This is a genomic window from Streptomyces sp. NPDC007901 (genome assembly GCF_042959465.1).
GTDB lineage: Bacteria > Actinomycetota > Actinomycetes > Streptomycetales > Streptomycetaceae > Streptomyces.
On the sequence record NZ_JBIBKW010000006.1, the window covers coordinates 385983 to 410223 of the forward strand.

A 24241-nucleotide genomic window follows, 5' to 3' on the forward strand; every position below is an offset into this window, starting at 1 on the left:
GACGACGGGCCGGGGTCCTCCGGCGCCGTGTGCTTCCCGGACCGCTCGGGTCCGGGACCGTCATCGACGTAAGGAAAGTGAGAACCATGGGTGTTCTGATCACCGTGCTGGCGGTGTGCGCCGTGGCGGGGCTGGTCCTGCTCGCCCTGAGCGTGCGCAACGTCCAGCAGTACGAGAAGGGCGTGGTGTTCCGTTTCGGGCGGCTGCTGCCGGCCATCCGCGGGCCGGGCCTGCGTGTCATCCGGCCGATCGGGGACCGGATGCGGAAGGTGTCCGTCCAGACCGAGGTCCTCGGCATCCCGCCACAGGGGTCCATCACCGCCGACAACGTGACGCTCACCGTCGACGCGGTCGTCTACTTCAAGGTCATCGACCCCGTCAAGGCCCTGGTGAACGTGCGCAACTATCCTGCCGCCGTCTCCCAGATCGCCCAGACATCGCTCCGCTCGGTCATCGGCAGGGCCGACCTGGACACGCTGCTCTCCGACCGCGACCACATCAACGCGGAACTCAAGAAGGTGATGGACGCCCCCACCGAGGAGCCCTGGGGGCTGCGCATCGAACGCGTCGAGATCAAGGACATCGCCCTTCCGGAGTCCATGATGCGCTCCATGTCCAAGCAGGCCGAAGCCGAGCGGGAACGCCGCGCGCGGGTCATCGCCGCCGACGGAGAGTTCCAGGCGTCCCAGCGGCTGACCGACGCCGCCGCGACCATGGCCGACACCCCCGGAGCACTCCAACTGCGGCTGCTGCAGACCGTGGTGGACGTCTCCGCCGAGAAGAACAGCACCCTCGTGATGCCGTTCCCCGTGGAGATGCTCCGCTTCTTCGACCACCAGAGCAGGGAAACCGACGGCGAGTCCGCCGGACGGCTCGTGCACCGGACCGCCAGGCGCCCCGCGCTGTCCACCAGTGCCGTGATCCCCGAGCCCGCCACCGCCACACCGGCCCTCACACCGTCGGTCTCCCTGCCCGGAGAGCGGGCCGGCAGCCGCGCGGAGGTGGCTCGGGAGCGGCGGGACAACTGGCCGACGCGCCGGGACGCCGAGGAATCCCTGAGCGGTTGACCGTTCCCGGCCGCCCGGGGTGACGTGATCGTCTCGGTGCAAGGTGGTGCAGCTGCTGGCCCCGGTGACAGCGTGTCACCGGGGTCGCAGCGGTCCGGGGTGGCTGAAGCGGCCGGCCCGCCGTTGGATGCGATGCCGGAGGGTGCGGTGGCGGACCGGTGGAAGCGCGGCCCGCGCGTCGGCCCGGGTGTAGAAGACATGCTTGGCGCCCTCGATCAGTACCAGGTAGACCACGACCATCAGGGCCAGAGCGAGGACGAGTCCGAGCGGCAGGGACCGGAAGCCGAGTGGTCCCGCGAGCGGGGACATCGGCAGCGCGACACCGACGGCGACGACACCCAGGGCGCTGACCAGCAGGGGGCGGCTGGGCCGGCTGCGGTAGAACGGCACCCGGCGCGTGCGGATGGCGAAGACGACCAGCGCCTGCGTGGCGAGGGATTCCACGAACCAACCGGAGCGGAACAGGTCGGCGCCGGCGTGAAAGACCTCGATCATGACCGCGAAGGTGAGGAAGTCGAAGAGGGAGCTGACGGGCCCGAAGAAGAGCATGAAGCGACGGATGAAGGCGATGTCCCAGTGCGAGGGCGCCCGCAGCTGCTCCGGGTCGACGTGATCGGTGGGGATGGTCAACTGCCCTGCGTCGTAAAGGAGGTTGTTGAGCAGGATCTGCGGGGGCAGCATCGGCAGGAACGGCAGCACCAGGGAGGCTCCGGCCGCGCTGAACATGTTGCCGAAGTTGCTGGAGGTGCCCATCAGGACGTACTTGATGGTGTTGGCGAAGATCCGGCGGCCCTCGGTGACCCCGTCGGCGAGAACCCCGAGGTCCTTCTCCAGGAGCAGGACGTCGGCCGCGTCCTTGGCCACGTCGGTCGCGGTGTCCACGGACAGCCCCACGTCGGCGGCGTGCAGGGCCAGCGCGTCGTTCACGCCGTCGCCCAGGAACCCGATGTCCCGGCCCCGGCGCCGCAGCGCCCGTACGACTCGGGCCTTGTCCTGGGGCGAGACGCGGGCGAAGACAGTGGTGGACTCGGCCGCCCTCGTCAGCTGGTCGTCGTCCAGCTCCCCGATGTCCTGGCCGGTGAGGGCGCGGCCGGGCGGCAGGCCCAGGTCGGCGCAGACCTTCTGGGCGACGAGCGCGTTGTCGCCGGTACAGATCTTGACGGTGATGCCGAGGTCGGCGAGGCGGCGCAGTGAGGCGGCGGCGCCGGTCTTGGGCGGATCGAGGAAGACCAGGAAGCCGGCCAGACGCAGCCGGTACTCGTCGGCGGCGGTGAGGGACGTCTGCCCGTCCGTGTCCCGGGTGGCCACGGCGACCACCCGGCTGCCCGCCGCGAAGTGCTCTTGGAGCACTGCCGCGGCCGCCTCCGGTACGTCACCGCAGCGGGCCAGGACCGCCTCGGGCGCGCCCTTGGCGACGAGCAGGCGGCTGCCGTCCGGACGCTCGACGAGGGCGGAGCCCAGCTGCCGGTCGTGGTCGAAGGGCAGCAGCGCGAGCCGGTGGTGTCCGGCCGGGGGTGTGTCCGTGGCCTGCCACAGCGCGACGTCCAGTGCGTTCCCGCCCACCTGGTCGAGGTCGCCCTCGGTGGCCAGCAGGCCCAGCTTCAGCACCGTGTCGGAGGGTGTGCCGGCCGGGTCGAGGGCCGCCTCGAAACGGATGCGGCCCTCGGTGAGCGTGCCGGTCTTGTCGGTGACCAGGACGTCCATGTCGCCCAGGTCCTCGATGCACACCAGCCGTTTGACGAGGACCTTGCGCCGCGCCAGCTGTCGTGAGCCGGTGGCCAGGCTCGTGCTCACCACGGCGGGCAGCAGCTGCGGGGTGATGCCCACCGCGATGGCCAGCGAGAAGAGCAGAGCGTCGAGCAGCGGGCGGTGGAGCAGGAGGTTGATGACGAAGATCCCGGTGGTGAGGGCGGCGGCGACTTTGAGGAGCAGCATGGAGAAGCGGCGCAGCCCCGCCTGGAAGTCGGTCTCCGGCTGCCGTTCTCCCAGCCCCAGCGCGATCCGCCCGAACTCGGCACGGCCCCCGGTGGCTACGACCACCGCGGTGGCGCTGCCCCCGTGCACCACGGTCCCCATCAGCGCGCAGGAGGTCAGCTCGGCCAGTGCCGCCCCCGCGGCGACCGGCTCCGGGTCCTTGTCGGCGGGGGCGGACTCCCCGGTGAGGACGCTCTCGTCGCAGGCGAACGCGGTGCATTCCAGCAGGCGCAGGTCCGCGGGCACCACCTGCCCCAGGGTCAGACGTACGACATCGCCCGGCACCAGCTCGGTCACGTCGACCTCGCCGGCCGCGCCGTCCCGGACCACGACGGCCGTGTGCCGCACCCGCGAGTGCAGGGCCTGTGCCGCCTTCTCCGCCCGGTACTCGTTGAGGAATCCCAGTGTCACGCTCAGCACCAGAATCCCCCCGATGATGATCGCGCCGGTCCGCTCGCCGAAGAAGTACGAGACCCCGGCCGTCACCGCCAGCAGGATCAGCAGGGCGCTGCGCAGCTGCCGCCCGAGGACCGCCAGGACGCGGACGTGGTGCGTGCGTACGGCGTTCGGCCCGAAGGCCGCCAGCCGCTCGGCCGCCTCGCCCCCCGACAGGCCGTCGGGGCTGCTCGCGAGCGCGGCCAGCACGGCCTTTGCGTCCTCGGCGGCGGCGTCCCCCACCCGCAGCTCTGCCGTACGGGTGGTCACTGACTCCGTGGTCACTGACTCCAGGTCCATTCGGCGACCTCGGGCAGGTCCGCCCCATGGGCGCGGATCCAGTCGTGATGGCGGTAGCGGACGTCGGCCATCCGCTGCCGCAGCGCCGCCGCGCGGACCGCGAGACCGGGCACCCGGTCGATGACGTCCATGACCAGCCGGTACCGGTCGAGGTCGTTGCGTACGACCATGTCGAACGGGGTCGTGGTGGTGCCCTCCTCCTTGTAGCCGCGTACGTGCAGGTGCGGGTGGTTGGCGCGGCGGTAGGCGAGCCGGTGGATGAGCCACGGATAGCCGTGGTAGGCGAAGAGGACGGGTTTGTCGGGGGTGAACAGCGCGTCGTACTCGCTGTCGGGCATGCCGTGCGGGTGTTCCTCCGCGGGCAGCAGCCGGGCGATGTCGACGACGTTGACCACCCGTACCGCGAGCTCGGGCAGGTGGTGACGGAGCAGCGAGGCCGCGGCGAGTACTTCGAGGGTGGGTACGTCGCCCGCGCAGGCGAGCACCACGTCGGGCTCGCCGGGCTCGGACTCGGTGCCGGCCCAGGCCCAGATGCCGGCGCCGCGGGCGCAGTGCGCGCGGGCGGCGTCGAGGTCGAGCCAGTCGAAACAGGGCTGCTTGCCCGCGACGACGACGTTGACGTAGTCGCGGCTGCGCAGCACGTGATCCGCCACGGACAGCAGGGTGTTGGCGTCCGGGGGGTAGTAGACCCGCACGACCTCCGGCGACTTGTTCAGTACGTGGTCGACGAAACCGGGGTCCTGGTGCGAGAAGCCGTTGCTGTCCTGGCGCCACACGTGCGAGGTGAGCAGGTAGTTGAGGGAGGCGATCGGGCGGCGCCAGGGGAGTCGGCGGGCGACGCGCAGCCACTTGATGTGCTGGTTCGCCATGGAGTCGACGATGTGAACGAAAGCCTCGTAACAGGAGAACAGGCCATGCCGGCCGGTGAGGAGATAGCCCTCCAGCCAGCCCTGACAGGTGTGTTCGGACAGGATCTCCACCACCCGGCCACCGCGCTCCAGGTGTTCGTCCGTGGGCAGCACCTGGGCCTCCCACGCCTTGCCGCTCGCCTCGTAGACGGCCTGCAGGCGGTTGGAGGCCGTCTCGTCCGGCCCGACCAGCCGGAAGTCGCGCCGCTCGCTGGTGTCGGCCATCACCTGCGCCAGCAGGTCGCCGAGGACGCGGGTCGGCTCATGCGCTGTCGTGCCGGGCTTGTCGACCGGGACGGCGAACCGCTCCAGGGGCGGCACGGGCAGGTCGTGCAGAAGCAGGCCGCCGTTGGTGTGCGGGCTGGCGCCCAGGCGGTGTGCGCCGTCGGGGACACAGGCGAGGACCTGTTCCCGGGGGCGCCCATGCTCGTCGAAGAGTTCATCGGGCCGGTACGAGCGGAGCCATCGCTCCAACTGCCGCAGATGGTCCGGGTTCTCGCGTACGGCCGGCAGCGGCACCTGGTGCGCTCGCCAGGTGCCCTCCACCGGGAGGCCGTCGACCTCGGCGGGCCCGGTCCAGCCCTTGGGCGTGCGCAGCACGATCACCGGCCAGCGCGGGCGTTCGGTGATGACGGAACCGGTGCGGGCGGCGTGCTGGAAGGCGGCGATACGGTCCAGGGCCTCGTCCATGGCACGAGCCATCGTCTGGTGGACGGCGCGGGGATCGTCGCCGGTCACGTGGAGGGGCTCGTGGCCGTATCCCCTGAGCAGGGAGTCGAGTTCGGGCTCCGGTATCCGGGCCAGGACCGTCGGGTTGGCGATCTTGTAGCCGTTGAGGTGCAGGATCGGCAGGACGGCACCGTCCCGTACCGGGTCGAGGAACTTGTTCGAGTGCCAGGAGGCGGCCAGTGGGCCCGTCTCGGCCTCACCGTCGCCGATCACGCAGGCCACCAGGAGCCCCGGATTGTCGAAGGCGGCCCCGTAGGCATGAGAGAGGGAGTAGCCCAGCTCGCCGCCCTCGTGGATCGATCCGGGGGTCTCGGGTGCGACATGACTGGGGATGCCGCCCGGGAAGGAGAACTGCCGGAAGAGGCGGGTCATGCCGGCCGCGTCCCGCGTGATGTCCGGGTACGTCTCGGTGTAGCTGCCCTCCAGCCAGGAGTTCGCCACCACGGCCGGCCCGCCGTGCCCGGGCCCCCAGACACAGATCGCGTCCAAGCGCCTGGCTTTCACGACCCTGTTGAGGTGGGTGTGGACCAGGTTCAGGCCCGGTGAGGTGCCCCAGTGCCCCAGCAGTCGCGGCTTGACGTGCTCCGGCGCCAACGGCTCGGTCAGCAGAGGGTTGGACATGAGGTAGATCTGCCCGACGGCCAGGTAGTTCGCCGCCCGCCAATGGGCATCCAGAGCGCTCAGCTCCTCCTCGTCGAGGCGGTCGGGGGTGCCCGGAGTGTCGAGGGAGCTCCCGGTAGTGGGGCCGAGTGGCATGACGAACCCTTCTCGCAGAGGCTGATCAGGAACTTCCCGGACTGAGACCGGGGAGGTACTCGGTTTCTTCGATGAAGGCGCGGGCGACGTCCGCCAAGCGGCGGTTGTGGGCGCGGGCGTAGGCGCGCAGCGTCGTGAAGGCCCGCTCCATGTCCGTGTGGCGGCGTTCGGCGAGCTTTCCCTTGGCCTGTTCGATCAGGACGCGGCTGTTGAGGGCGGACTGCAGCTGTTCGTTCAGGAGGGTGCTGCGCTCGGTGGTGCGTTGCTGCAGCAGGCTGATGGTGGCGACGTCGGCAAGGGCCTGTGCGAAGGGGGTCGCGGCGGGGCTGATGGGTCCCGGGGTGGTGTGGAAGAGGTTGAGGGCGCCGACGACCTCGTCGCGCAGGCGCATGGGCAGCGCCTGGACGGCAGTGAAGCCGATGCGCCGGGCCTGGGCGGTGAACAGGGGCCAGCGCGCGGCTTCGTCGCGCAGGTCGGGAACGGAGACGGTGATCCCGGTGTGGAAGCAGTCCAGGCAGGCGCCTTCGTGGTTTTGGAGCTGGAAGAGTTCGAGGAGGCGCACCCGTTCGTCGGAGGCGGCCATGACACGCAGCACGCCGTCACGGTCGGCGAGCAGGACGCCCGCCGCACTCGCGTCGAGCAGATCGACGCAGCGGTCGGTGAGCAGACGCAGGAAGTCCATGAGGTCGAAGTCGGCGACGAGACTGTCCGCCAGCTCCACGAACGTCCGGGCCATCAGCTGTTCCTTCATCGTGCACACCTCTGTTTGTGCGGCGTGAGCATCAGGGCTCCTCGTCGGGCGGTCGTGCATCCGGCGGTTGCGTATCGGCGGGACGCGCATCCGGCGGTCTCACGTCGGGCGGTGTCGTCTCCCGGGGAAAGCGGAGCCGGTGGGCGACCACGTCGGCGGCGACCACCGAGATCCGTATCCCCCGGGCGTACGCGTGGGCGCGCAGCCGGATGAATGCCTCCTCGACGCCGACGCCGAGCTGGACCATGAGGATGCCGGTGGCCTGGTCGATCTCGGCCCGGTAGCCGCCCAGGTCGTCGAAGGGCGCGGCGTCCGGCCGGTCCGTGCCGGCCACGCCGGTGCCGGACGGGACACCCGTCTCGCTGATCCCGGCGTCGAGCAGAAGCAACGTGGCAGTGTCGGCGAAGGCCATCGCGTCGGCCACCTCGTCCGCGTCCAGCTCGACCGAGGTGCTGGAGTACAGATCGAGTACGCCGGGGCTGATGGCCCCGATCTGCAGGGGGAAGGCGAAGACCGCCCTGGCTCCGGCTTCCAGGGCCGCGTCGGCGAACACCGCCCAATGCCGCTGGAGTTCACCGGCCAACAAGTCGGTGCAAAGGACCGAGGAGCCGAGGACAAAGGCATCCACGCACGGCCCTTCGCCCAGGGTGAGCTGGAGTTCTTCCAGCTGCCGACTGACGGAGTCGGTGCTGCACAGCGGATGACTCGCCCGCCCGCGGGACATCGCCGACACCCCGGCCCCGCCGACCGGCAGCGCTGTCACCGCCGCCGTGCACACGTCGAGGAGGCCGACCCGGGCGCCGCGCAGGGCCGCCTGCTCGGCCACGAGAGCCTGGATCCGCGCCGACCGGCTGCCGGGGATCACGGTGACCACCGGATCAAAGGGGGAGCCGGCGCCAGGAACACGGCACCGTCGGCCGGCCGGCGGACGTTTCCGACGTCCTTCCTGCACCAGGAGCGGAGGGAGGCCACGATCGGCTCGTCGGCCCGGTCCGCCAGGGCGACACCGAGTGACGCCTGGCGCTCGGAGAGGAGCGGTTCCTGCAACCGGCGGGCCACATCCCGGTGCCGCACGTGCGGGTGAACCAGGAGCCCCGCGAAGCCGGCGTCGGCGCCGGTGATCCGGCCGACGGCGGGCGGGAGCGCTCCGTCGAATCCCGGCCACCCGAAGTCGTCATCGCCTACGACACGGGAGGCTGGGGCCGCGTGGGGGAGCCGCCGGTGCCGCCACCCCGGGGAAGATCCGAACCCGCAGCCCTCCAGGGCCGCGGCCTCCGAGATCACCATGGAGAATCCGGGCCGCCGTACGGCGACGGCGAGACGTCCTGGACGGACTTCCGGGCTCGGCTCGCGAGCATCTTCGCCGGACGCCGCTGCGCGGGACTCCGCGACGGACCCGCGAGATCCCCGCGGGAACAGGCGGCCTGTCGGCGGCTGAGCCGGTGCGGGCACATCGCTTCCGCGGCGGGCTGCTCGCAACCTCCTCCGCTCCACGGCTGACCGTGGGCCGGAGGGGTGATCATGGCGCGCCCGCACGCTGGAAGGGACGAGAGCGGCGCGAGCGGGCGCGAGCCCTGCCGGCGGACGGACAGCCGCAGAGTAAGGCATGACACCTCTGTTCCAGCCGTTCAGGTGTTCTCGGGACCGCCACCGGGCACTGGACGCGAGGCGCCGGGCTTCGTACCCGGCGGGGTGCGACCGAGGTCGGGGCGTACGAGGACGCGGGTGGGTCACCAGGTCGGGGTTCCGCGCTCCGAGGCTCGGCGCCCGACAGGGATCTCCTCGAAGATGCGACGGGTCCGGACGAGAATCCGCTCCCGTGGCATCGTGGTCAGCAGGCCGTGCGTCCACCGGGGTCCTGGGCGTCCGCTCACCAGCATAGTCCCCGGCCCTTCGCCGCGGTGGGTCCGAACAGGCCGGAATCTGGCAACCGGGCGGCTGCGGAAAGGCATCGGAGAAATCCGGGGCGAGCCGAATTGAGTGAGCAGGTAGACCAGCACCAGGAAGTCGACAGCAGGGCGATGGCCAGGCCGGCGAAGAACAGCAGTGCCCGTCCCGCCCCACCCTCGATCCTGACCTTGTCGGCGGTCCAGCAGACCGCACTGTTCGCGAACACGGAACTGCCCATGGCGACCAGCCCGACCACGCCGAGACCGACCAGCACACCGGCATCCTTCAGCTTGAGCAGGGTCGGGTTTCCCGGTCCTCCTCCTTCTGCCACACCGCGCGCGGACACCCGCGCGGTGCGCCGACCCAGTTGATGCCGATCACGAGCAGCAGGGCGCCCGCGATGAGTCCGACGCTTCCGGCATGCGCGACGAGGCCATTCACGTTCAGCAGGTCGGAAAGGCCGGCGCCTGGGCGGCGATCTTGTCCTGGAGCCTCCCGAACTGGTCTTTGCTCAGCAGCGCAGCACCGATCGCCGCTCCGGCGGTGATCAGTGGAAAGAGGGCGACGAACTGGTGAAGGTGATGGCGGCGGCGAGCCGGGCCCGGTGGACCGCACCCAGCCGCGCGAACGCCCGCCACACGTGCGTACCCGCCAGCCGTGCGATGAGAGGAAGCCTCGTCAGCGGTTCCATGAAAAGCACCCAGCCTCAGCGTATCCAGGGGGACGAGAACTGACAGCAGCGGCGAAGCCCCGACTGCTCCGCCGGTCCACATACTGTGCGCCTGGAAGCTGGCGATCGCGTCCACTCTGCTGCGACTCCGGCACGCGCCAGCGGCGTCCTGGCGGCCGGCGACAGGACGGCCCATACGGGACCGCACGTGGAACACTCCGCAGCCTGCGTCCCGGTCCCCGTGGCCTTGTGGACGGTGTGGTTCTAGTGTTGGAGCAGGCAGATCCTCGCGACACGGCCTCCACCAGGACGGACCGCCGCGAACGCGCGGGGGGAACTCACCCAACGGTGATCCACCTCCGGCCCCGGATGGCGGTCGTCGGAGCGGAGCGCACGCTTTTGAGCACCGGCCCGCCCCCGGAAGGCTGCCACTGCACGCACAGAGAGCTGACGTCAGCGCCACGGGACAGTCCTCCTGCCACACCCCGCATGACAACTCACCCAGGGTGGCCACTCATGAGTATCGCGAAGAAGATCGCGCACAGAGCCGAAGCGATGAAGGGCGGTGCCAAGAAGACAACCGGCCGTGCCACCGGCAGTCGGCGCCTGCAGGCGGAAGGCCGTGGAGACCAGGTCAAGGGCAACCTCAAGCAGGCCGGGGCAAAGATCAGGGACGCCTTCAAACACTGACGACCCCGTAAACCCGGCCACGACAACGCTGAGGGGCGTTGCGGAACCGCGGCCATGAAAAGGGGTGAGAGGTCGGTGGAAAGCGAGGCGTGGGCGCAGGCAGTGCGGCGCCAGCTCGACCTGGGTCGGCTGCTTCCGCTCGGCGGGCCCGACGACGGGACGTGGATCACCGAGCAAGCGGCCGTCGGGGCTCTTCGGCGCGCGGCCGCCGGGATTCGCGGTGTCTTCGCAGCGCCGTTCAACTCCCGAGCCGGCCCTGATCGAAGACGTGTCCGCGGCTTGTCCGTCCGCGGCCCCATCGCAGGCCGGAAGCCATGGCGGCTGCCACGGTGAACCTGCGCTGTCCGCGGCCTGCCCTGTCAATTCGGAGAGTGAGGAAGTGCCTTCGGATGCCGCCTTGCAGGCAGCGGTCGTTTCTTGGGAGGCCATGTTCACCGCCGGGATCGGACGGTAGTGCCCCTCCACCTGAAGCTGTTGGGTTCCCACAACCGCCCGAGTGGTCGGCCTACGACGACTGGCCCCGAAGGCCCATCGGCTCCGGGGGCAGCATCAGCCGAGCGCGACGCAGATGATCTCTCCCTCATGCCGAGCTCCAAGGAGCGATCACACCGCTTCACCATGTGCTGATGACTCGTCAGTAAAGTCAGCATTGGGTCAGCATTCGTTCGGCCAAAGCTGCCCTCATATGACCAGACCTTGGAAACGCGGGCAGCCTCGGAGGCGTCCGGAGCCAGCATTCAAGGGCCCACGCCACCCGAGATCGTCGTGGGAGGATGGGCGAAGAGACGGTCTCGAATGCCCTGGACCGCAAGTCGGAGTTTCCCCAGGTCAGCGCGCCCTTCCGCGTGGTTTCAACGGCACCGGCGGCAGCTCGGGTGCTGGCAGCGGAGCCCCGTCGTAGCCCTTCACCTCGCCGAAACGGGCCCCCTTCTCCCAGTCCTCCCGGGCCTGCACGATCTCGTCTTGGGAACGGGCGATGAAGTTCCACCACATGATCAACTCCTCCTCGAACGGCTCGCCGCCGAGGAGCATGATCGCGGCGTCGGACTCGGCGCGCAGGGGGAGTTCGGAGCGGCCGCAGCCCAGGTAGAGCATGGAGCCGGGGAGTACCGGTACCCCGTCGACGTGGACCTCGCCGGACATGGCCAGGACGCCGTACTCGAAGTCGGGCTCCAGGGGCAGGCGCAGGTCGGTGCCCCGGGTGAGGGCGAGGTCGGCGCCGGCGATGGGGGTGAAGGTCGTACCGGGGGACGTCGCGCCGTCGAGGGTGCCGAGGATGACCGTGGCGGTCAGGCCGGGCGCGGTGACCGTGGGCAGGTCGCCGTGGTGCTCGAACCGCGGGTCCGTGTGGCGGTGGGAGTCCGGGAGGGCCACCCAGAGCTGCGCCCCGTGCAGGTACCGGGCGTGCGACTTGGGGCTCTCCTCGGAGTGGCTGATCGCCCGGCCCGAGGTCATCAGCCCCAGTTCGCGGGGGCGGATCGTCTGGAGGCTGCCGGTCGAGTCGCGGTGCAGGACCTCGCCCTGGTGCAGCCAGCTGACCGTCTGCAGTCCGATGTGCGGGTGCGGCGGCACCTGCATCCCGGGCTCGTCGGCGATGTCGTCGGGGCCGTAGTGGTCGACGAACGCCCAGGCGCCGATCATGCGACGGCCGAGGTTCGGCAGCAGCCGGCGCACCTCGGTCGACTCGCCGAGTTGCACATGGCGGGGGCTCAGCAGCTCGCGGACGGGTTCGGCGACGACGAATCCGCGGCCACCGCACACGCTCGGAACGGGCGCGCGGTCAAGGTTGCTCATGCCGCCAAACTTAGCGGGCGGCGGTCCGTGTTGCCGAGCGGTCAGGCGGTCGTACGGAATCCGTCCCTCACGTTGTCGAAGACCGGACGGTGGGTGTCCCAGTCGGCGTCCGGCGCGGAGAGGTAGATGTCGTACTCCCGGCCGCCCTCCCGTCCGTAGCCCAGGTCGATGGCGCGGAAGGCGCGGGCCCGGCCCCGGAAGGTGAACTCCCAGATCGCGGCCGGTTGTCCCCGGAAGGCGGTGCGCTGCAGCCGCAGCCTGCGGTAGGTCGGGTAGTTGACCTTGGTGTTGGTCTCGATGTCGGTGAAGTGCGCGATCGGGTTCGCGCCGGCCGGTTCCACCATGCCGATGGTGACACCGGCCAGGCCGGTCGGGTCCTTGTAGGTGACCTCGTCGGTGGCGCGGGTGCCGGCCGTCCAGCCGTCGGGGACCGGGAAGGAGACACCGAGGGCGGTGTCGGTGACGCGGTGGTAGCCCCGGGGGAGAGCAGGAGCGGGGGTGGTGCTCGCCTTCGCCGTGGCCGGGTGCTCCTTCGCGGGGGTGTGCGGAAGGGTGAGGGCCGTGACCGTGGCGGCCGCCGCGACGGCGACGGCTCCGGTGGCCAGGGCGAGCCGGCCACGCCGGGCGCGCCGCCGGCGTCTGCCGCCGCTGCCGGGCGTCGGCAGCGGCGCGGACTCCGGCCCGTGCGGCTGCGGCGATACCGTCGGAGCCTCCGTCACCGCCCCCGACCAGGTCGCCAGCAGCGCCCGTTCCGTCTGTTCGGCCGACGGCCGGTCCGCCGGGTCCTTGGCCAGCAGCAGCTGGACGAGCGGCTCCAGCGGGCCCGCCCCCAGCATCGGCTCGACGGGGTCGGTGACGATGGCGTACGCCGTCTCCATCGCCGTGTCGCGCCGGAACGGCGGCCGGCCCTCCAGCGCCTGGTAGAGCGTGGCCCCCAGCGACCACAGGTCCGAGGCCGGTCCCGGGGTCAACCCGCGCAGCCGTTCGGGCGCCATGTAGGGGATCGAGCCGACCATCTGGCCGGTCTGGGTGAGCGTGGAGGACCCGGCGGTCAGCGCGATGCCGAAGTCGGTGAGCACCACCCGGTCGCCCGGGCCGAGGAGCACGTTGCCGGGTTTCACGTCCCGGTGCAGGACGCCGGCGGTGTGCGCGGCGCGCAGGGCGGCGATCATGCCGAGGCCGATCCGGGCGGCCTCCTCGGGCGGCAGCGTCCGGCCGCCGTCGAGCAGGTCCGCGAGGGTGGTCGCCGGGACGTACTCCATGACGATGCACGGGCGGCCGTCGTCCTCGACGACGTCGTGCACCACGACCACGTTGGGGTGCACGACCCGGGCGGCGCTGCGGGCCTCGCGGCGGGTGCGTTCGTAGAGGGTGGCCAGCTCGTCGTCGGAGAGCTGGGGGCGGGCGTGGATCTGCTTCAGCGCGACCTGCCGGGCCAGCACCTCGTCGTCGGCCCGCCACACCGTGCCCATGCCGCCGCGCCCGATCCGCTCGGTCAGCCGGTAACGGCCGGCGACCAGCCGCCCTTCGTCCGACACCGCCCCGTCCTCCGCCAGCTCTGTCTCTGTTCGATCATCCCCGTCACGATAGCCGCCCGTTCCTGATCACCTGCGGTGGTCTGACGGTGGCCGGTCCGGCCGTCCTGGGAAGGCGGGGTCGGCCGGTCGTGCTCGGCTGCGAATCAACAGGGAAGGCCGCCGCCAGGCAATGAATGCAGGCGGCGGCCGTGTTCGGATGTGCTCGGGTTCACTGTCGTGTACGTCAGCGGGCAGTCAGTTTCCACAAGTGGTCGGCCGTGCCGTTGTCGTCCCACTGCAGGACCTGGGCGCCGGACGCGGTGCTCATGTTGGTCACCCCGAGCAGCAGTCCGCTGTTGTAGTTGGCGATCTTGTAGTAGCCGTCGCCGGACGGGATCAGCTGCCAGAGGTGGTCGGCGGTGCCGTTGTCGCCCCAGATCAGGGCCGTGCCGCCGTCACTGGTGCTCATGCTCGTGATGCCGAGGAGCAGCCCGCTCGCCTGCTGCTGGATCTTGTAGAGGCCGCTGCCGGCCGCCACCAGGGTCCAGTTCTGGTCGGTGCCCGCGGTGGAGGCGGCCTGGACGACGGCGGTGCCCTGGGCGGTGCCGGCGCCGCTGGTGTCCAGGGCCAGGCCGCTGTTCTTGTTGGTGATCTGGTAGCGCCCGGCCAGCGAGGTGGCGGTGCCGCTCGGGGTGATCGTCAGGTGGTAGCCGTCGGAGGCGTTCATCGCGACGGGGACGGTGATCGAGCCGCCGCTGACCGTGTAGTCGGCGTCGGAGACGGTGACCGGGCCGGAGACGGCGGTGGTACGGCCCTTCGACGGGGTGTACTCCAGCTTGACGTGCACGGTGCTGCCGAAGGCCGACAGTGACGACAGGCCGTTGACGGTGACGGCACATGAACCGGTGCAGCCGCCGGTGACGACGCTGATCTGGTTGGCCGAGCTGTTGAGTGATGCGAAGCCGTCGATGCCCGTCTGTGCCGGGGGCGTGGTGACCAGCATGTTCCCGGACATGTCGCCGTACCACTTGTAGAGCCAGTACGCGCCGTTCGGCGAGCCGCCGGTGTCGGTGAGGGTGTCGCCGAGGGTGCCGTAGTGGTTCCAGAAGGCCAGTTCGGCGTCATGGACACCGGTCCGCTCGAACTTGGCGACATAGCCGGCCAGCGGTCCGGGGACGCCGACCTCGCTCGTCGTGCCGTACTCCTCGATGGCGATGGGGCGGGGGCTGATCCCGAGGCTGGTCTCCAGAGCGCGGTAGGCGGCGACGTGCGCGGCGATGTTCTGCGAGCCCTGCAACTCGTGCCAGGAGACGATGTCCGGGACCGTGCCGCTCGCCTTGGCGTCGGTGAGGAACGTGCTCATCCAGCTCTGGTTCCACGCCGAGTAGCTCGGGCCCTGGATCGGCGTGCCGGAGTCCTTGGCGCGGACCTCCTTGTACGTCGTCGCCCACCCGGAGTCGAAGCTGCCGGCCGCCGAGGTGTCCCAGGTCCAGTCCGGCTCGTTCCACAGCTCGTACGCGGCGATGTTCGTGGCACCGGAGGACTTCACCGACGCGACCTGCTTGTCCACGGCGGCCAGCCAGTCGCTCCAACTCACCCACTTGTAGGGAAAGTTCGGGTACCAGTCCGGCATCCGTACGACCACCTTGGCCCCGGCCTTCGCCGCCTCGGGGGCGACGACCAGGGCGTCCCCGCCGGGGGTGGACTCGCCGTTGGGCAGCTGGCTGCCGCCGGGCGCCATCTGGACGAAGGTGTTCGGCTTGAGCGGCTCGACCAAGTTGTCGGCCGGGACGCTCGCGGTGTCCAGGCCGTAGAGGCTGCCCGTGGCCACGTGGGTGACCGGGCGGAGTGTCTGGTTCGCGCTCACCACGAGGGTGGTGGCGGAGGTGGGCGCCGCGTGGGCGGGCGCCGCGGTGCCGAGGGCGGCGGTGAGTACCACGGCACCGAGGGTGGCTCCGAGAGTGGCTCTGAAGGATGTGCGGCTCATGGCGTGGGTCTCCTTGAGGAGTTGGCGGGTGTCAGTCCTTCACCGCGCCCGCGGTCACGCCCGCGGCGACAAAGCGCTGGGCGAGGACCAGGAGGACGGCCGCGGGGATCGACGCGACGACGGCGGTGGCCATGATCGCGTTCCACTCCTGGTTGTTGTTGCCGATGTACTGGTAGATGCCGAGGGTGATCGGCTTCCAACTGCCGCCGCCGTCGAGGGTGGTGGCGAAGACGAAGTCGGACCAGGCCCACAGGAAGCCGAACAGCGAGACGGTGACGATCGCGTTGCGGCTCAGCGGGAGGACGACCGAGCGGAAGGTGCGCCAGGTGCCGGCGCCGTCGATCCGGGCGGCCGAGACCAGTTCGCCGGGGATGCCCGACATGAACGCGGTGAAGATCATGACGCCGAAGGGGACGGCGAGGGTGGAGTCCGCGACGATCAGGCCCCACCAGGAGTTGAGCAGACCGAGGTCCAGGAAGACGCCGTAGAAGCCCATCGCCATGACGATCCCGGGGATCATCTGCGCGATGAGGAGGGCGAGTCCGAGCGCGCCGCCGCCGCGCGGGCGGAGCTTGGCCAGGGCGTAGCCGGCCGGGGCGGCGATGACGAGGGTGAGGGCGACCGTGCCCAGGCCGATGAGCAGGCTGGTGCCCAGATAGGGGAGTTGGTCGTCGAGGACGGCCCGGTAGCCCTCGAAGGTGGGGTGCAGCGGGAGCAGGTCCGGCGGGTCCTTGCGCATGTCCTGCTGCGGGGTGAGGGACACGTTCAGCATCCAGTACACCGGGAACAGCATCAGCGCGGTGAGGAGGAGGCCGATCAGGGTGTAGGCGCGTGACTTCACGCTTCCTGCCTCCTCTGGACGCGGACGTACAGCAGGCCGAAGACCAGGGCGATGAGGATCAGGATGTTGCCGACGGCGGCACCGGGGCCGAACTTGGGCAGCAGCGTGCCGAAGCCCAGCTGGTACGACCAGGTGGCCAGGGTGGTGGAGGAGTCGCCAGGACCGCCCTTGGTCATGATCCAGATCAGGTCGAAGACCTTGAGCGTGTAGACCAGCCCGAGCAGCAGGGTGATCGCCGACACCGGGCGTAGCAGCGGGAAGGTGATCCGGCGGAACTGCTGCCACGCGCCCGCCCCGTCCAGGGCCGCCGCCTCGTACAGCTCGCCGGGGATGTTCTGCAGCCCGCTGTAGAGGATGACCAGGTTGAAGGGGATGCCGATCCAGATGTTGGCGACGATCACCGCGGTCAGCGCCCAGCTGGGCGAGGTCAGCCAGCCGACCGGATCGACGCCGAGGAAGTGCAGGAAGTAGTTCAGCACCCCCGACTCGCTGTTGAACATCCACGACCAGGTCGACGCCGACACGATCAGCGGCAGCAGCCAGGGGATCAGGAACAGCGCCCGCAGCACGGTCGACAGCCGGAAGTGCCGGTTGAAGAAGACGGCGAGGGCGAGACCGATCACGTACTGGAAGGCGATCGACACGAAGGTGAAGACCATCGTGTGCCGCATCGCAGGACCGAACGTCGGATCGTCCAGCACCGTGCGGAAGTTGTGCCAGCCGGAGAAGGGCGCGTCGCCCGCCACGAACGACCGCACGGTGTAGTCGCGCAGGCTCAGGTCGAGATTGCGGTAGAGGGGGTAGGCGTAGAAGGCGGCGAGGTAGGCGAGGAGGGGGAGGACGAAGGCAAGCGCGGTCAGTCGACGCCGAAGCGCGGGGGACATGCGAACTCCCAGGTGTGTATCGCCCCGGTAGGGGCGCGGGGCCGCATCGACATGCGGCTCCGCCGCGGGGCGCGACAAGCCCCCACTGACCCGCAGATGACCAGCCACCGGTCAGCCCCTGCTCGCCGCAGCCTGTGCGGCATTCAGCGCGTCCTGCGGACTCTTGCTCCCCGACAGCGCTGCCTGGACGGCCGTCCACATCGGCTGCGAGATGGTCGGGTACTTGGTGCCGAGCCCGCCGCTGGTCCGGCCCCGGGCCGCCGCGACCGCCGCCACCCAGGGCTTCAACTCCGGGTTCTTCGTGACCTGTTCGGCCTGTACGGCGGCGGTGGGTGCCACGTACATGAGCGTGGTGTCGGTGGGCAGCAGGTTGGCGTCGCTGGTCAGACAGCCGACGATCTTCTTGCTGACCTCGTAGCGCGAGGTGTCCTTCTGCACGGGCACGGTCACGAACTCGCCGCCCGTCGGCACCGGCGCCGAACCGCCGTTCTGGCCGGGGATGTTGACGACCCCGTACGGGAAACCGGCCTTGTCGGCGTTGCCCAGCTGCCAGGTGCCGTTCTCGCTGAACGCGTAGTCTCCGGTGGCGAACTCCTGCCAGCTGGTGGTCTGGGTGTTCTGGAGGACGTCCTTGGGCGCGTACCCCGCGTCCACCCACTGCTTCCACAGCGTCAGCGCGGCGACCCCCTTGGCGGAGTCGAGCTGGGTGAGGTCACCGCCCGCGCCCCAGAACCAGGGCAGGAACTGGAAGCTGCCCTCCTCGGTGTTGATCGCCGAGAAGGTGATCCCCTTCTTCCCGGCCGCCTTGACCTTCTTCAACGCCGCCGTGAGGGAGGCCCAGTCGGTGATCGAGGCCGGGTCGACACCGGCGGCGGAGAGAACCTTCTTGTTGTAGTAGAGCGCGAGGGTGTTGGCGCCGATCGGGACACCGTAGGCGGCGCCGTCGATCGTGCCGGCCCCGATGATGTTCTTCTGGATCGACGCGGTGTCCAGGCCCAGGTCACTGGTCTTGTTGAGGATCCCGGCCTCCACCAGCGTGGAGACGACCGGGTTGTCGACCAGCATCACGTCCGGCGCGTTGCCCTGCTGGGCGGCCAGCAGCGCCTTGTTGCCGAGGTCGGTGGTGTCGTACGCGGCCCGCTTGAGCTTCACCCCGGCCGCGGTGCCGCACGCGGCGACCCGCTTGCCCCAGTCGGAGGAGGCGTCGAACTGAGGGTACGGGTCCCAGAAGGTGTACGTCCCGCCGGCCGAGGACGACGATCCCGAGGAGCCGGAACCGCCACCACAGGCGGTGAGGGGGAGAAGGGTCGCCAGGGCGACGACCAGGAGGGTACGGCGGGTGGGTATCACGGGTGACCTCGTTGTCGTAGGACGGGGTGTGTCAGGTGGTGGGGAGCCAGACGCGCATGCTGCCGTCCTCGCGGTTGGCCCAGACGTGGTACGGGATCGCGGTCAACTCGACCGGCTCGCCCTCGGGTTCGGCATCGGCGCCGGAGGCCGGGGCGTACGGCCACCAGCCCCGGTCGGGGATGCGGCGCCGCCGGCCGGCGGCCACCACGGTGGTGACGCCGCCGAGCAGGTCCGGACGGTGCTTCACGGCGAGCGGCCGGGACGGGTCGAGGACGACGTCGTCCAGCCCGCCGCCCGGATGGTCCACCTGCTCCAGGCAGTGGACGAGCGGCCCGCGCTCGATCGCCACACAGCCGCGTACGGCGTCCACCCGTGGGTCGGCGGCGGTGAGCCGGGGTTCCAGGCCCAGTTCCAGGAGCACCCGGTCGCCCGGCTCCCAGGTTCGGGTCAGCCGCAGCCAGCCCTCGTCGACGGGGGCGTCGGACCGGTCGTACGACTCCGTGCCGCACCGCACCCGGAACTCCCGGCACCACTGCGGGATGCGCAGCGACAGCGTCCAGGGCCCGTCGGCCGGGGTCTCCTCGACGGTGAGCGCGATCGTGCCGTGCCAGGGGTAGTCCGTCTCGGCGCGCACCCGGACCCGGTCGGTCTCGTACACGCCCGTGACGAACTGGTGGATCTGCAGGCCCTGTTCGTCGCTCGACGCCAGGTAGTGCTGCAGGCTCGCCAGCAGCCGCATCACGTTCGGCGGGCAGCAGGCGCAGCGGAACCAGCGGGTGCGGCGGGCCGACTGGTCGCCGCCGGTGTCGGTGTGGCCGTCGCGGACCTGGAGCGGGTTGACGTAGAGCCACCGCTCGCCGTCCAGCGAGACCCCGGCCAGGAACCCGTTGAAGAGGGTGCGTTCGACCAGGTCGGAGTAGCGGGCCTCGCCGGTGAGCAGGGCCAGCCGCCAGCTCCACTGCACCGAGGCGATCGCGGCACAGGTCTCGCAGTAGGCCCGCTCGTTGGGGAGTTCGTACGGGTCGCCGAAGTCCTCCTTGTCGTGGTGCGCGCCGAGACCGCCGGTGAGATGGGTCTTGGTGGTGGTCATGGCCTGCCACACCCGTGTGCCGGCGGCGAGGAGTTCGGCGTCGCCGGACTCGGCCGCCAGGTCCGCGGCGGCGGCGAGCAGGTACAACTGCCGTACGGCATGGCCCTCGACGTTCGTCGCCGCGCGCAGCGGGACGCGGTCCTGGCAGTAGGCCTCGCCGCCGAGCAGGCCGTGGCCGTGCCGGTCGACGAAGTAGCCGGCCAGGTCCAGGTAGCGGCGCTCGCCGGTCTCCCGGTACAGCTCCACCAGGGCGGTCTCGACCTCCGGGTGACCGTCGATGCCGTCGATGGGGCGGCCGCTGCCGGGGAGACCGAACACCGAGTCGATGTGGTCGGCGAACTTCAGGGCCACGTCGAGGAGTTCGGGGCGGCCGGTGGAGCGGTGGTGGGCCACAGCGGCCTGGATCAGATGGCCCGCGCAGTACAGCTCGTGGCCCCAGCGCAGGTCCTGGTAGCGCTCACCGCCCTTGACCAGCTGGAACCAGGTGTTGAGATAGCCGTCGGGCTGCTGGGCCGCGGCCACCAGGGCGACGATCCGCGCCACGTCGGCGGCCAGCGCCTCGTCCTCCCCCTGGGCGAGGTGCCAGGAGGCCGCCTCCAGCCACTTGTAGACGTCCGTGTCGACGAACGGGTACGCCCCCTGGAACTCGCCCTCGGCGCTGCCGGCCGCCAGCCGCAGGTTGTGCAGGTTTCCGGCGGACTCCAGCAGGTCCGGGCCCTGGGGGAGGGAGACGCGGGCGTTGGTCGCGCGGCGTTCGTGCCAGAAACCGCCGTCGATGGCGACGGCCGCCGGGCGCAGCGCGGTGTGTGCGGCGGGGGTGAGACGGACCGGACCGGCGGGGGAGGGCAGGGCGGAGCGACTGCGGGGCATGGCTCTCCGGGGAGGGGGGAGGGTGGGCTGGGGCCTCGACGTGGTGGCTCGAGCCTGGGGCTCGGGGTCTTTCGAAATGCCGAACGCTGTCTGGGACTTGGGACGCGAGGAGATGAGGAACCATCTTGCGCAACCGTTTTCTCGCCGAGAAGTACAGGGCAGTCGGGGAGACGGGTCAAGACGCCCGGCGCGGTTTTTTCAACTTGCCCGCAAGGGCTGGCACTTCCCGTGGGCGGCTGCGACGATGTGGGGCGACTGTGCCGCCGGGAGTCCGGCGGCCCGGCCGAGAAGCCGTCCAGGAAAAGGTTTGCCCGTGACCTCTGCCCCAGACTCCCCGCCCGCCGGGCGGGCCAGGCTCACCGATGTCGCCGCGCTCGCCGGCGTCAGCGTGGGCACCGCGTCCAAGGCGCTCAACGGCGCCGGCCGGATGCGCCCGGAGACCCGGCAACGGGTGCTGGACGCGGTGACGGCGCTCGGGTTCCGGCCCAACCAGCACGCGCAGAGTCTGCACAGCGGCCGCAGCTGGACGGTCGGCCTGGTGACCACGGACGGCATCGGCCGCTTCAGCACCCCGGTCCTGCTCGGCGCCGAGGACGCGCTCGGCGCCGGGAAGATCTCCGTCCTGCTCTGCGACACCCGCGGCGACGCCATCCGCGAACAGCACCATCTGCGCACCCTCACCGACCGGCGGGTGGACGGCATCATTGTCACCGGCCGCCGTACCGACCCCCGCCCGCCCCTGACCGGCATCGACCCCGCGATCCCGGTCGTCTACGCGCTCTCCCCGTCGACCGACCCCGCCGACACCTCCGTGGTCACCGACGACCGGGGCGGCGCCCACCTCGCCCTGGAGCACCTGCTGGCCACCGGCCGGACCCGGATCGCCCACGTCACCGGGCCCGAGCACCACCAGGCCGCCCGCGACCGCGCCCGGCACGCCGTCGAGCACCTGGCCGGTGCCGGTCTCCCGCTCGCCACCGGGCGGGTGCATCACGGCGAGTGGAGCGAGGCCTGGGGGCGGCGCGCCGCCGACGCGCTGCTGCGGACGGCGCCCGGCACGGACGCCGTCTTCTGCGGCAACGACCAGATCGCCCGCGGGGTCGCGGACGCGCTGCGCGAGCGCGGCAAGGACGTGCCGGGGGACATCGCCGTGGTCGGCTACGACAACTGGGACACGATGGCCCTCGCCTGCCGCCCGCCGCTCACCACCGTCGACATGAACCTGGCCGAGATCGGGCGGATCGCCGCGCTACGGCTGCTCCAGGCCATCGACGCCGAGCCGGAGCCCGGGGTGCACACCGTGCCGTGTCGGCTGGTGGTGCGCGAGTCGAGCTGACCGCCCTGCCCGAGACCTGGTTCTGCTTGAGTAAGTCAATCAATTGACTTACATTCGGGAGGGTCGTGCAGACCCGAGTGGCCTTATGGAGGCTCGCCCATGTCCCATGCACAGCCTCGGCCGACAGCGCCAGGGGAGTCCGCCGCACCACGGGTGAACGTCGTCGTGGCGGTGCTGGCCTTCGGCGGGATCGTGGTCTCGCTGATGCAGACCCTGGTGATCCCGATCGTGCCCGAGCTGCCGAAGCTGCTCGACGCCTCCGCCTCCAACGCGGCCTGGGCCGTCACCGCCACCCTGCTCGCGGCCGCCGTCGCCACCCCCGTCATGGGACGGCTCGGCGACATGTACGGCAAGCGCCTGATGCTGCTGACCAGCCTGGTCATGCTGGTCGTCGGCTCGGTCACCGCCGCGCTGAGCGACAGCCTCGTGCCGATGATCGTCGGCCGTGCGCTGCAGGGCCTGGCCTCGGGTGTGATCCCGCTCGGCATCAGCATCATGCGCGACGAACTCCCCGCCGAACGGCTCGGCTCCGCCACCGCGTTGATGAGCGCCTCCCTCGGCGTCGGCGGCGCGCTCGGGCTGCCCGCCGCCGCGCTGATCGCCGACCACTTCGACTGGCACGTCCTGTTCTGGACCTCGGCCGCGCTCGGCGTCGTCGCCGCACTCTTCGTGTTGCTGCTCGTGCCCGAGTCGAAGGTGCGCACCGGCGGCCGTTTCGACCTACCCGGCGCGCTCGGCATGGCGGCGGGCCTGGTCTGCCTGCTGCTCGGCATCTCCAAGGGCGCCGACTGGGGCTGGGGGAGCGGCACCACGCTCGGCCTGTTCGGGGCCGCCGTGGTGATCCTGCTCGGCTGGGGCTTCTACGAACTGCGCACCAGGGAACCGCTGGTCGACCTGCGCACCACGGCCCGCCGCCAGGTCCTGGTGACCAACCTCGCCTCGGTCGCCTTCGGGTTCTCGATGTTCGCGATGTCCCTGGTGCTTCCGCAGCTCCTGCAGTTGCCTCAGGCGACCGGCTATGGCCTGGGCAAGTCACTGCTCGACGCGGGCCTGGTGATGGCCCCGACCGGACTGGTGATGATGGCGACGGCCCCCCTGTCGGCCCTCGTCTCCCGGAACTTCGGCCCCAAGATCACTCTGATGTGCGGCGCGGTGATCGTGGCCACGGGCTACGGGATCAACATCGTGCTGATGGACGCCGTCTGGCAGCTCGTCCTCGCCTCCTGCGTCATCGGCGCCGGCATCGGCTTCGCCTACGGCGCGATGCCCGCGCTCATCATGGGCGCCGTCGACCCGCACGAGACGGCCGCCGCGAACAGCCTCAACACCCTGATGCGGTCCATCGGAACGTCGACCGCGAGTGCCGTCGCCGGGGTGATCCTGGCCCAGATGACCACCACCTTCGGCACGGCGACCGTGCCCTCCGAGAACGGCTTCAAGGTGGTCATGGCGATCGGCTCCGGCGCGGCGATCCTCGCGCTGCTGGTGGCCGCGTTCATTCCGCGAAGGAGGCCGGTGGTGGCGGGAGCGGCGCCTGTGGAGGCCGTGCCGGCGGGGGCCGAGGAAGCCCCGGTGGCCGCCGAGGGTTCGGTGCACGCCGGCGCCGTCCCCGGTACCGGCGACGGTATCCCGGTGCACGGCCGGGTGCGGGGCGCCGACGGGACCGGCGTCGGCCGGGCCGCGGTCACGCTGATCTCCCTCGGTGGACGCCAGCTCGGCCGCGCGGTCGCGGACAGCGAGGGTGACTACGCCGTGGAGGCGCCCGGCGAGGGGACGTACGTCCTGGTCGCCGCCGCCGACGGCTGCCGGCCGCAGGCCACCACCCTCGTCGTGAGCACCGCTCCGGTCGCCTACGACCTGCTGCTCACCGGCAGCGGCGGCCTCGCCGGACTGGTGCGGGCCGCCGACAGCGGGGCACCGGTCGCCGGGGCCGTGGTGCTCGTGACCGATGTGCGCGGGGAGGTGCTGGCCACCCGACAGACCGACGGGCTCGGCGAGTTCGCTGTCGGCGACCTGGTGCCGGGCACCGTGACCCTCGCGGTCAGCTCGCCCAAGCACCGGCCGCTGGCGCTGCCCGTCGAGATGACCGGGACCGGGACCACCCGGATCGAGGTCGAACTGCGGCCCGGCGCCCATGTGCGCGGCACGGTGCGCGGCGCCGGGGGCCCGCTGGGCGACGCCCGGGTCACGCTGGTGGACGGCGTCGGCAACGTCGTCGCCACGACCACCACCGGCGAGGACGGCGCGTACGCCTTCTCCGACCTGGACACCGGCCCGTACACGGTCATCGCCACCGGCTACCCGCCGCAGGCCGCCGGAGTGCTGGTCTCCGGCGCCGACATCCACGACCACGACATCGAACTCGCCCATCCCACGGCGTAGTTCTCAGTGTGCGGTGGACC

At 71.0% G+C, this 24241-nt stretch carries 18 protein-coding genes; 5 read left to right on the forward strand and 13 right to left on the reverse strand.

Translation table 11 applies throughout. The features are described from left to right. The first annotated feature begins 86 nt into the window (after positions 1-86). Positions 87-1067, forward strand: coding sequence for an SPFH domain-containing protein (locus ACFZDK_RS22165; RefSeq protein ID WP_390974782.1), 981 nt, complete (start codon positions 87-89; stop codon positions 1065-1067). A gap of 75 nt (positions 1068-1142) precedes the next feature. On the opposite strand, the gene mgtA is transcribed toward ACFZDK_RS22165, so the two are convergent. The 6 genes from mgtA to ACFZDK_RS22195 form a co-directional block, all read right to left on the reverse strand. Then, entirely contained in the window at positions 1143-3761 is a 2619-nt protein-coding gene (mgtA, locus tag ACFZDK_RS22170) for a magnesium-translocating P-type ATPase (protein ID WP_390974784.1), read from the reverse strand. Then, positions 3758-6169, reverse strand: a complete 2412-nt coding sequence (locus ACFZDK_RS22175; RefSeq protein WP_390974785.1) for a phosphoketolase — start codon at positions 6167-6169, stop codon at positions 3758-3760. The genes mgtA and ACFZDK_RS22175 overlap by 4 nt, the downstream gene beginning before the upstream one ends. A 25-nt stretch (positions 6170-6194) precedes the next feature. Beyond that, positions 6195-6920, reverse strand: coding sequence for an ANTAR domain-containing protein (locus ACFZDK_RS22180; protein WP_390974788.1), 726 nt, complete (start codon positions 6918-6920; stop codon positions 6195-6197). 31 nt (positions 6921-6951) lie between these two features. After that, positions 6952-7785 (reverse strand): ANTAR domain-containing protein, encoded by an 834-nt coding sequence (locus tag ACFZDK_RS22185; RefSeq protein ID WP_390974790.1) that lies wholly within the window; start codon positions 7783-7785, stop codon positions 6952-6954. Continuing rightward, complete coding sequence (locus tag ACFZDK_RS22190) at positions 7782-8207, reverse strand: hypothetical protein (RefSeq protein WP_390974791.1); 426 nt, start codon at positions 8205-8207, stop codon at positions 7782-7784. The genes ACFZDK_RS22185 and ACFZDK_RS22190 overlap by 4 nt, the downstream gene beginning before the upstream one ends. 583 nt (positions 8208-8790) lie before the next feature. Continuing rightward, on the reverse strand, positions 8791-9084 hold the full coding sequence (locus ACFZDK_RS22195) for a hypothetical protein (RefSeq protein ID WP_390974793.1): 294 nt from the start codon (positions 9082-9084) through the stop codon (positions 8791-8793). A 146-nt stretch (positions 9085-9230) separates the two neighbouring features. On the opposite strand from ACFZDK_RS22195, the gene ACFZDK_RS22200 reads away from it, so the two are divergent. Next, entirely contained in the window at positions 9231-9386 is a 156-nt protein-coding gene (locus ACFZDK_RS22200) for a hypothetical protein (RefSeq protein ID WP_390974795.1), read from the forward strand. Between the two features lie 610 nt (positions 9387-9996). After that, positions 9997-10170: a CsbD family protein gene (locus tag ACFZDK_RS22205; RefSeq protein WP_390974797.1), complete on the forward strand. Its 174-nt coding sequence runs from the start codon at positions 9997-9999 to the stop codon at positions 10168-10170. Between the two features lie 828 nt (positions 10171-10998). Here ACFZDK_RS22205 and ACFZDK_RS22210 read toward each other — a convergent pair. The 7 genes from ACFZDK_RS22210 to ACFZDK_RS22240 form a co-directional block, all read right to left on the reverse strand. After that, positions 10999-11964 (reverse strand): pirin family protein, encoded by a 966-nt coding sequence (locus tag ACFZDK_RS22210; RefSeq protein ID WP_390974799.1) that lies wholly within the window; start codon positions 11962-11964, stop codon positions 10999-11001. Between the two features lie 41 nt (positions 11965-12005). Further along, positions 12006-13502 (reverse strand): protein kinase, encoded by a 1497-nt coding sequence (locus ACFZDK_RS22215; protein WP_390974801.1) that lies wholly within the window; start codon positions 13500-13502, stop codon positions 12006-12008. Between the two features lie 223 nt (positions 13503-13725). Next, the gene (locus ACFZDK_RS22220; protein ID WP_390974803.1) at positions 13726-15468 is read right to left on the reverse strand and encodes an RICIN domain-containing protein; all 1743 of its coding nucleotides are present in this window, start codon (positions 15466-15468) and stop codon (positions 13726-13728) included. 31 nt (positions 15469-15499) lie between these two features. Further along, a complete protein-coding gene (locus ACFZDK_RS22225; protein ID WP_390975049.1) occupies positions 15500-16261 on the reverse strand; it encodes an ABC transporter permease subunit in 762 nt (253 codons plus the stop codon). A gap of 44 nt (positions 16262-16305) precedes the next feature. Then, positions 16306-17193, reverse strand: coding sequence for an ABC transporter permease subunit (locus ACFZDK_RS22230; RefSeq protein WP_390974805.1), 888 nt, complete (start codon positions 17191-17193; stop codon positions 16306-16308). A gap of 111 nt (positions 17194-17304) precedes the next feature. Then, positions 17305-18543, reverse strand: a complete 1239-nt coding sequence (locus ACFZDK_RS22235) for an extracellular solute-binding protein (protein ID WP_390974807.1) — start codon at positions 18541-18543, stop codon at positions 17305-17307. 31 nt (positions 18544-18574) lie between these two features. Beyond that, on the reverse strand, positions 18575-20503 hold the full coding sequence (locus ACFZDK_RS22240) for a beta-L-arabinofuranosidase domain-containing protein (RefSeq protein WP_390974809.1): 1929 nt from the start codon (positions 20501-20503) through the stop codon (positions 18575-18577). A 313-nt stretch (positions 20504-20816) separates the two neighbouring features. Here ACFZDK_RS22240 and ACFZDK_RS22245 point away from each other — a divergent pair, with 313 nt between their 5' ends. Both ACFZDK_RS22245 and ACFZDK_RS22250 read left to right on the forward strand, forming a co-directional pair. Continuing rightward, entirely contained in the window at positions 20817-21839 is a 1023-nt protein-coding gene (locus ACFZDK_RS22245) for a substrate-binding domain-containing protein (protein WP_390974811.1), read from the forward strand. 99 nt (positions 21840-21938) lie between these two features. After that, a complete protein-coding gene (locus tag ACFZDK_RS22250; RefSeq protein WP_390974812.1) occupies positions 21939-24221 on the forward strand; it encodes an MFS transporter in 2283 nt (760 codons plus the stop codon). The last annotated feature ends 20 nt before the right edge of the window (positions 24222-24241 follow it).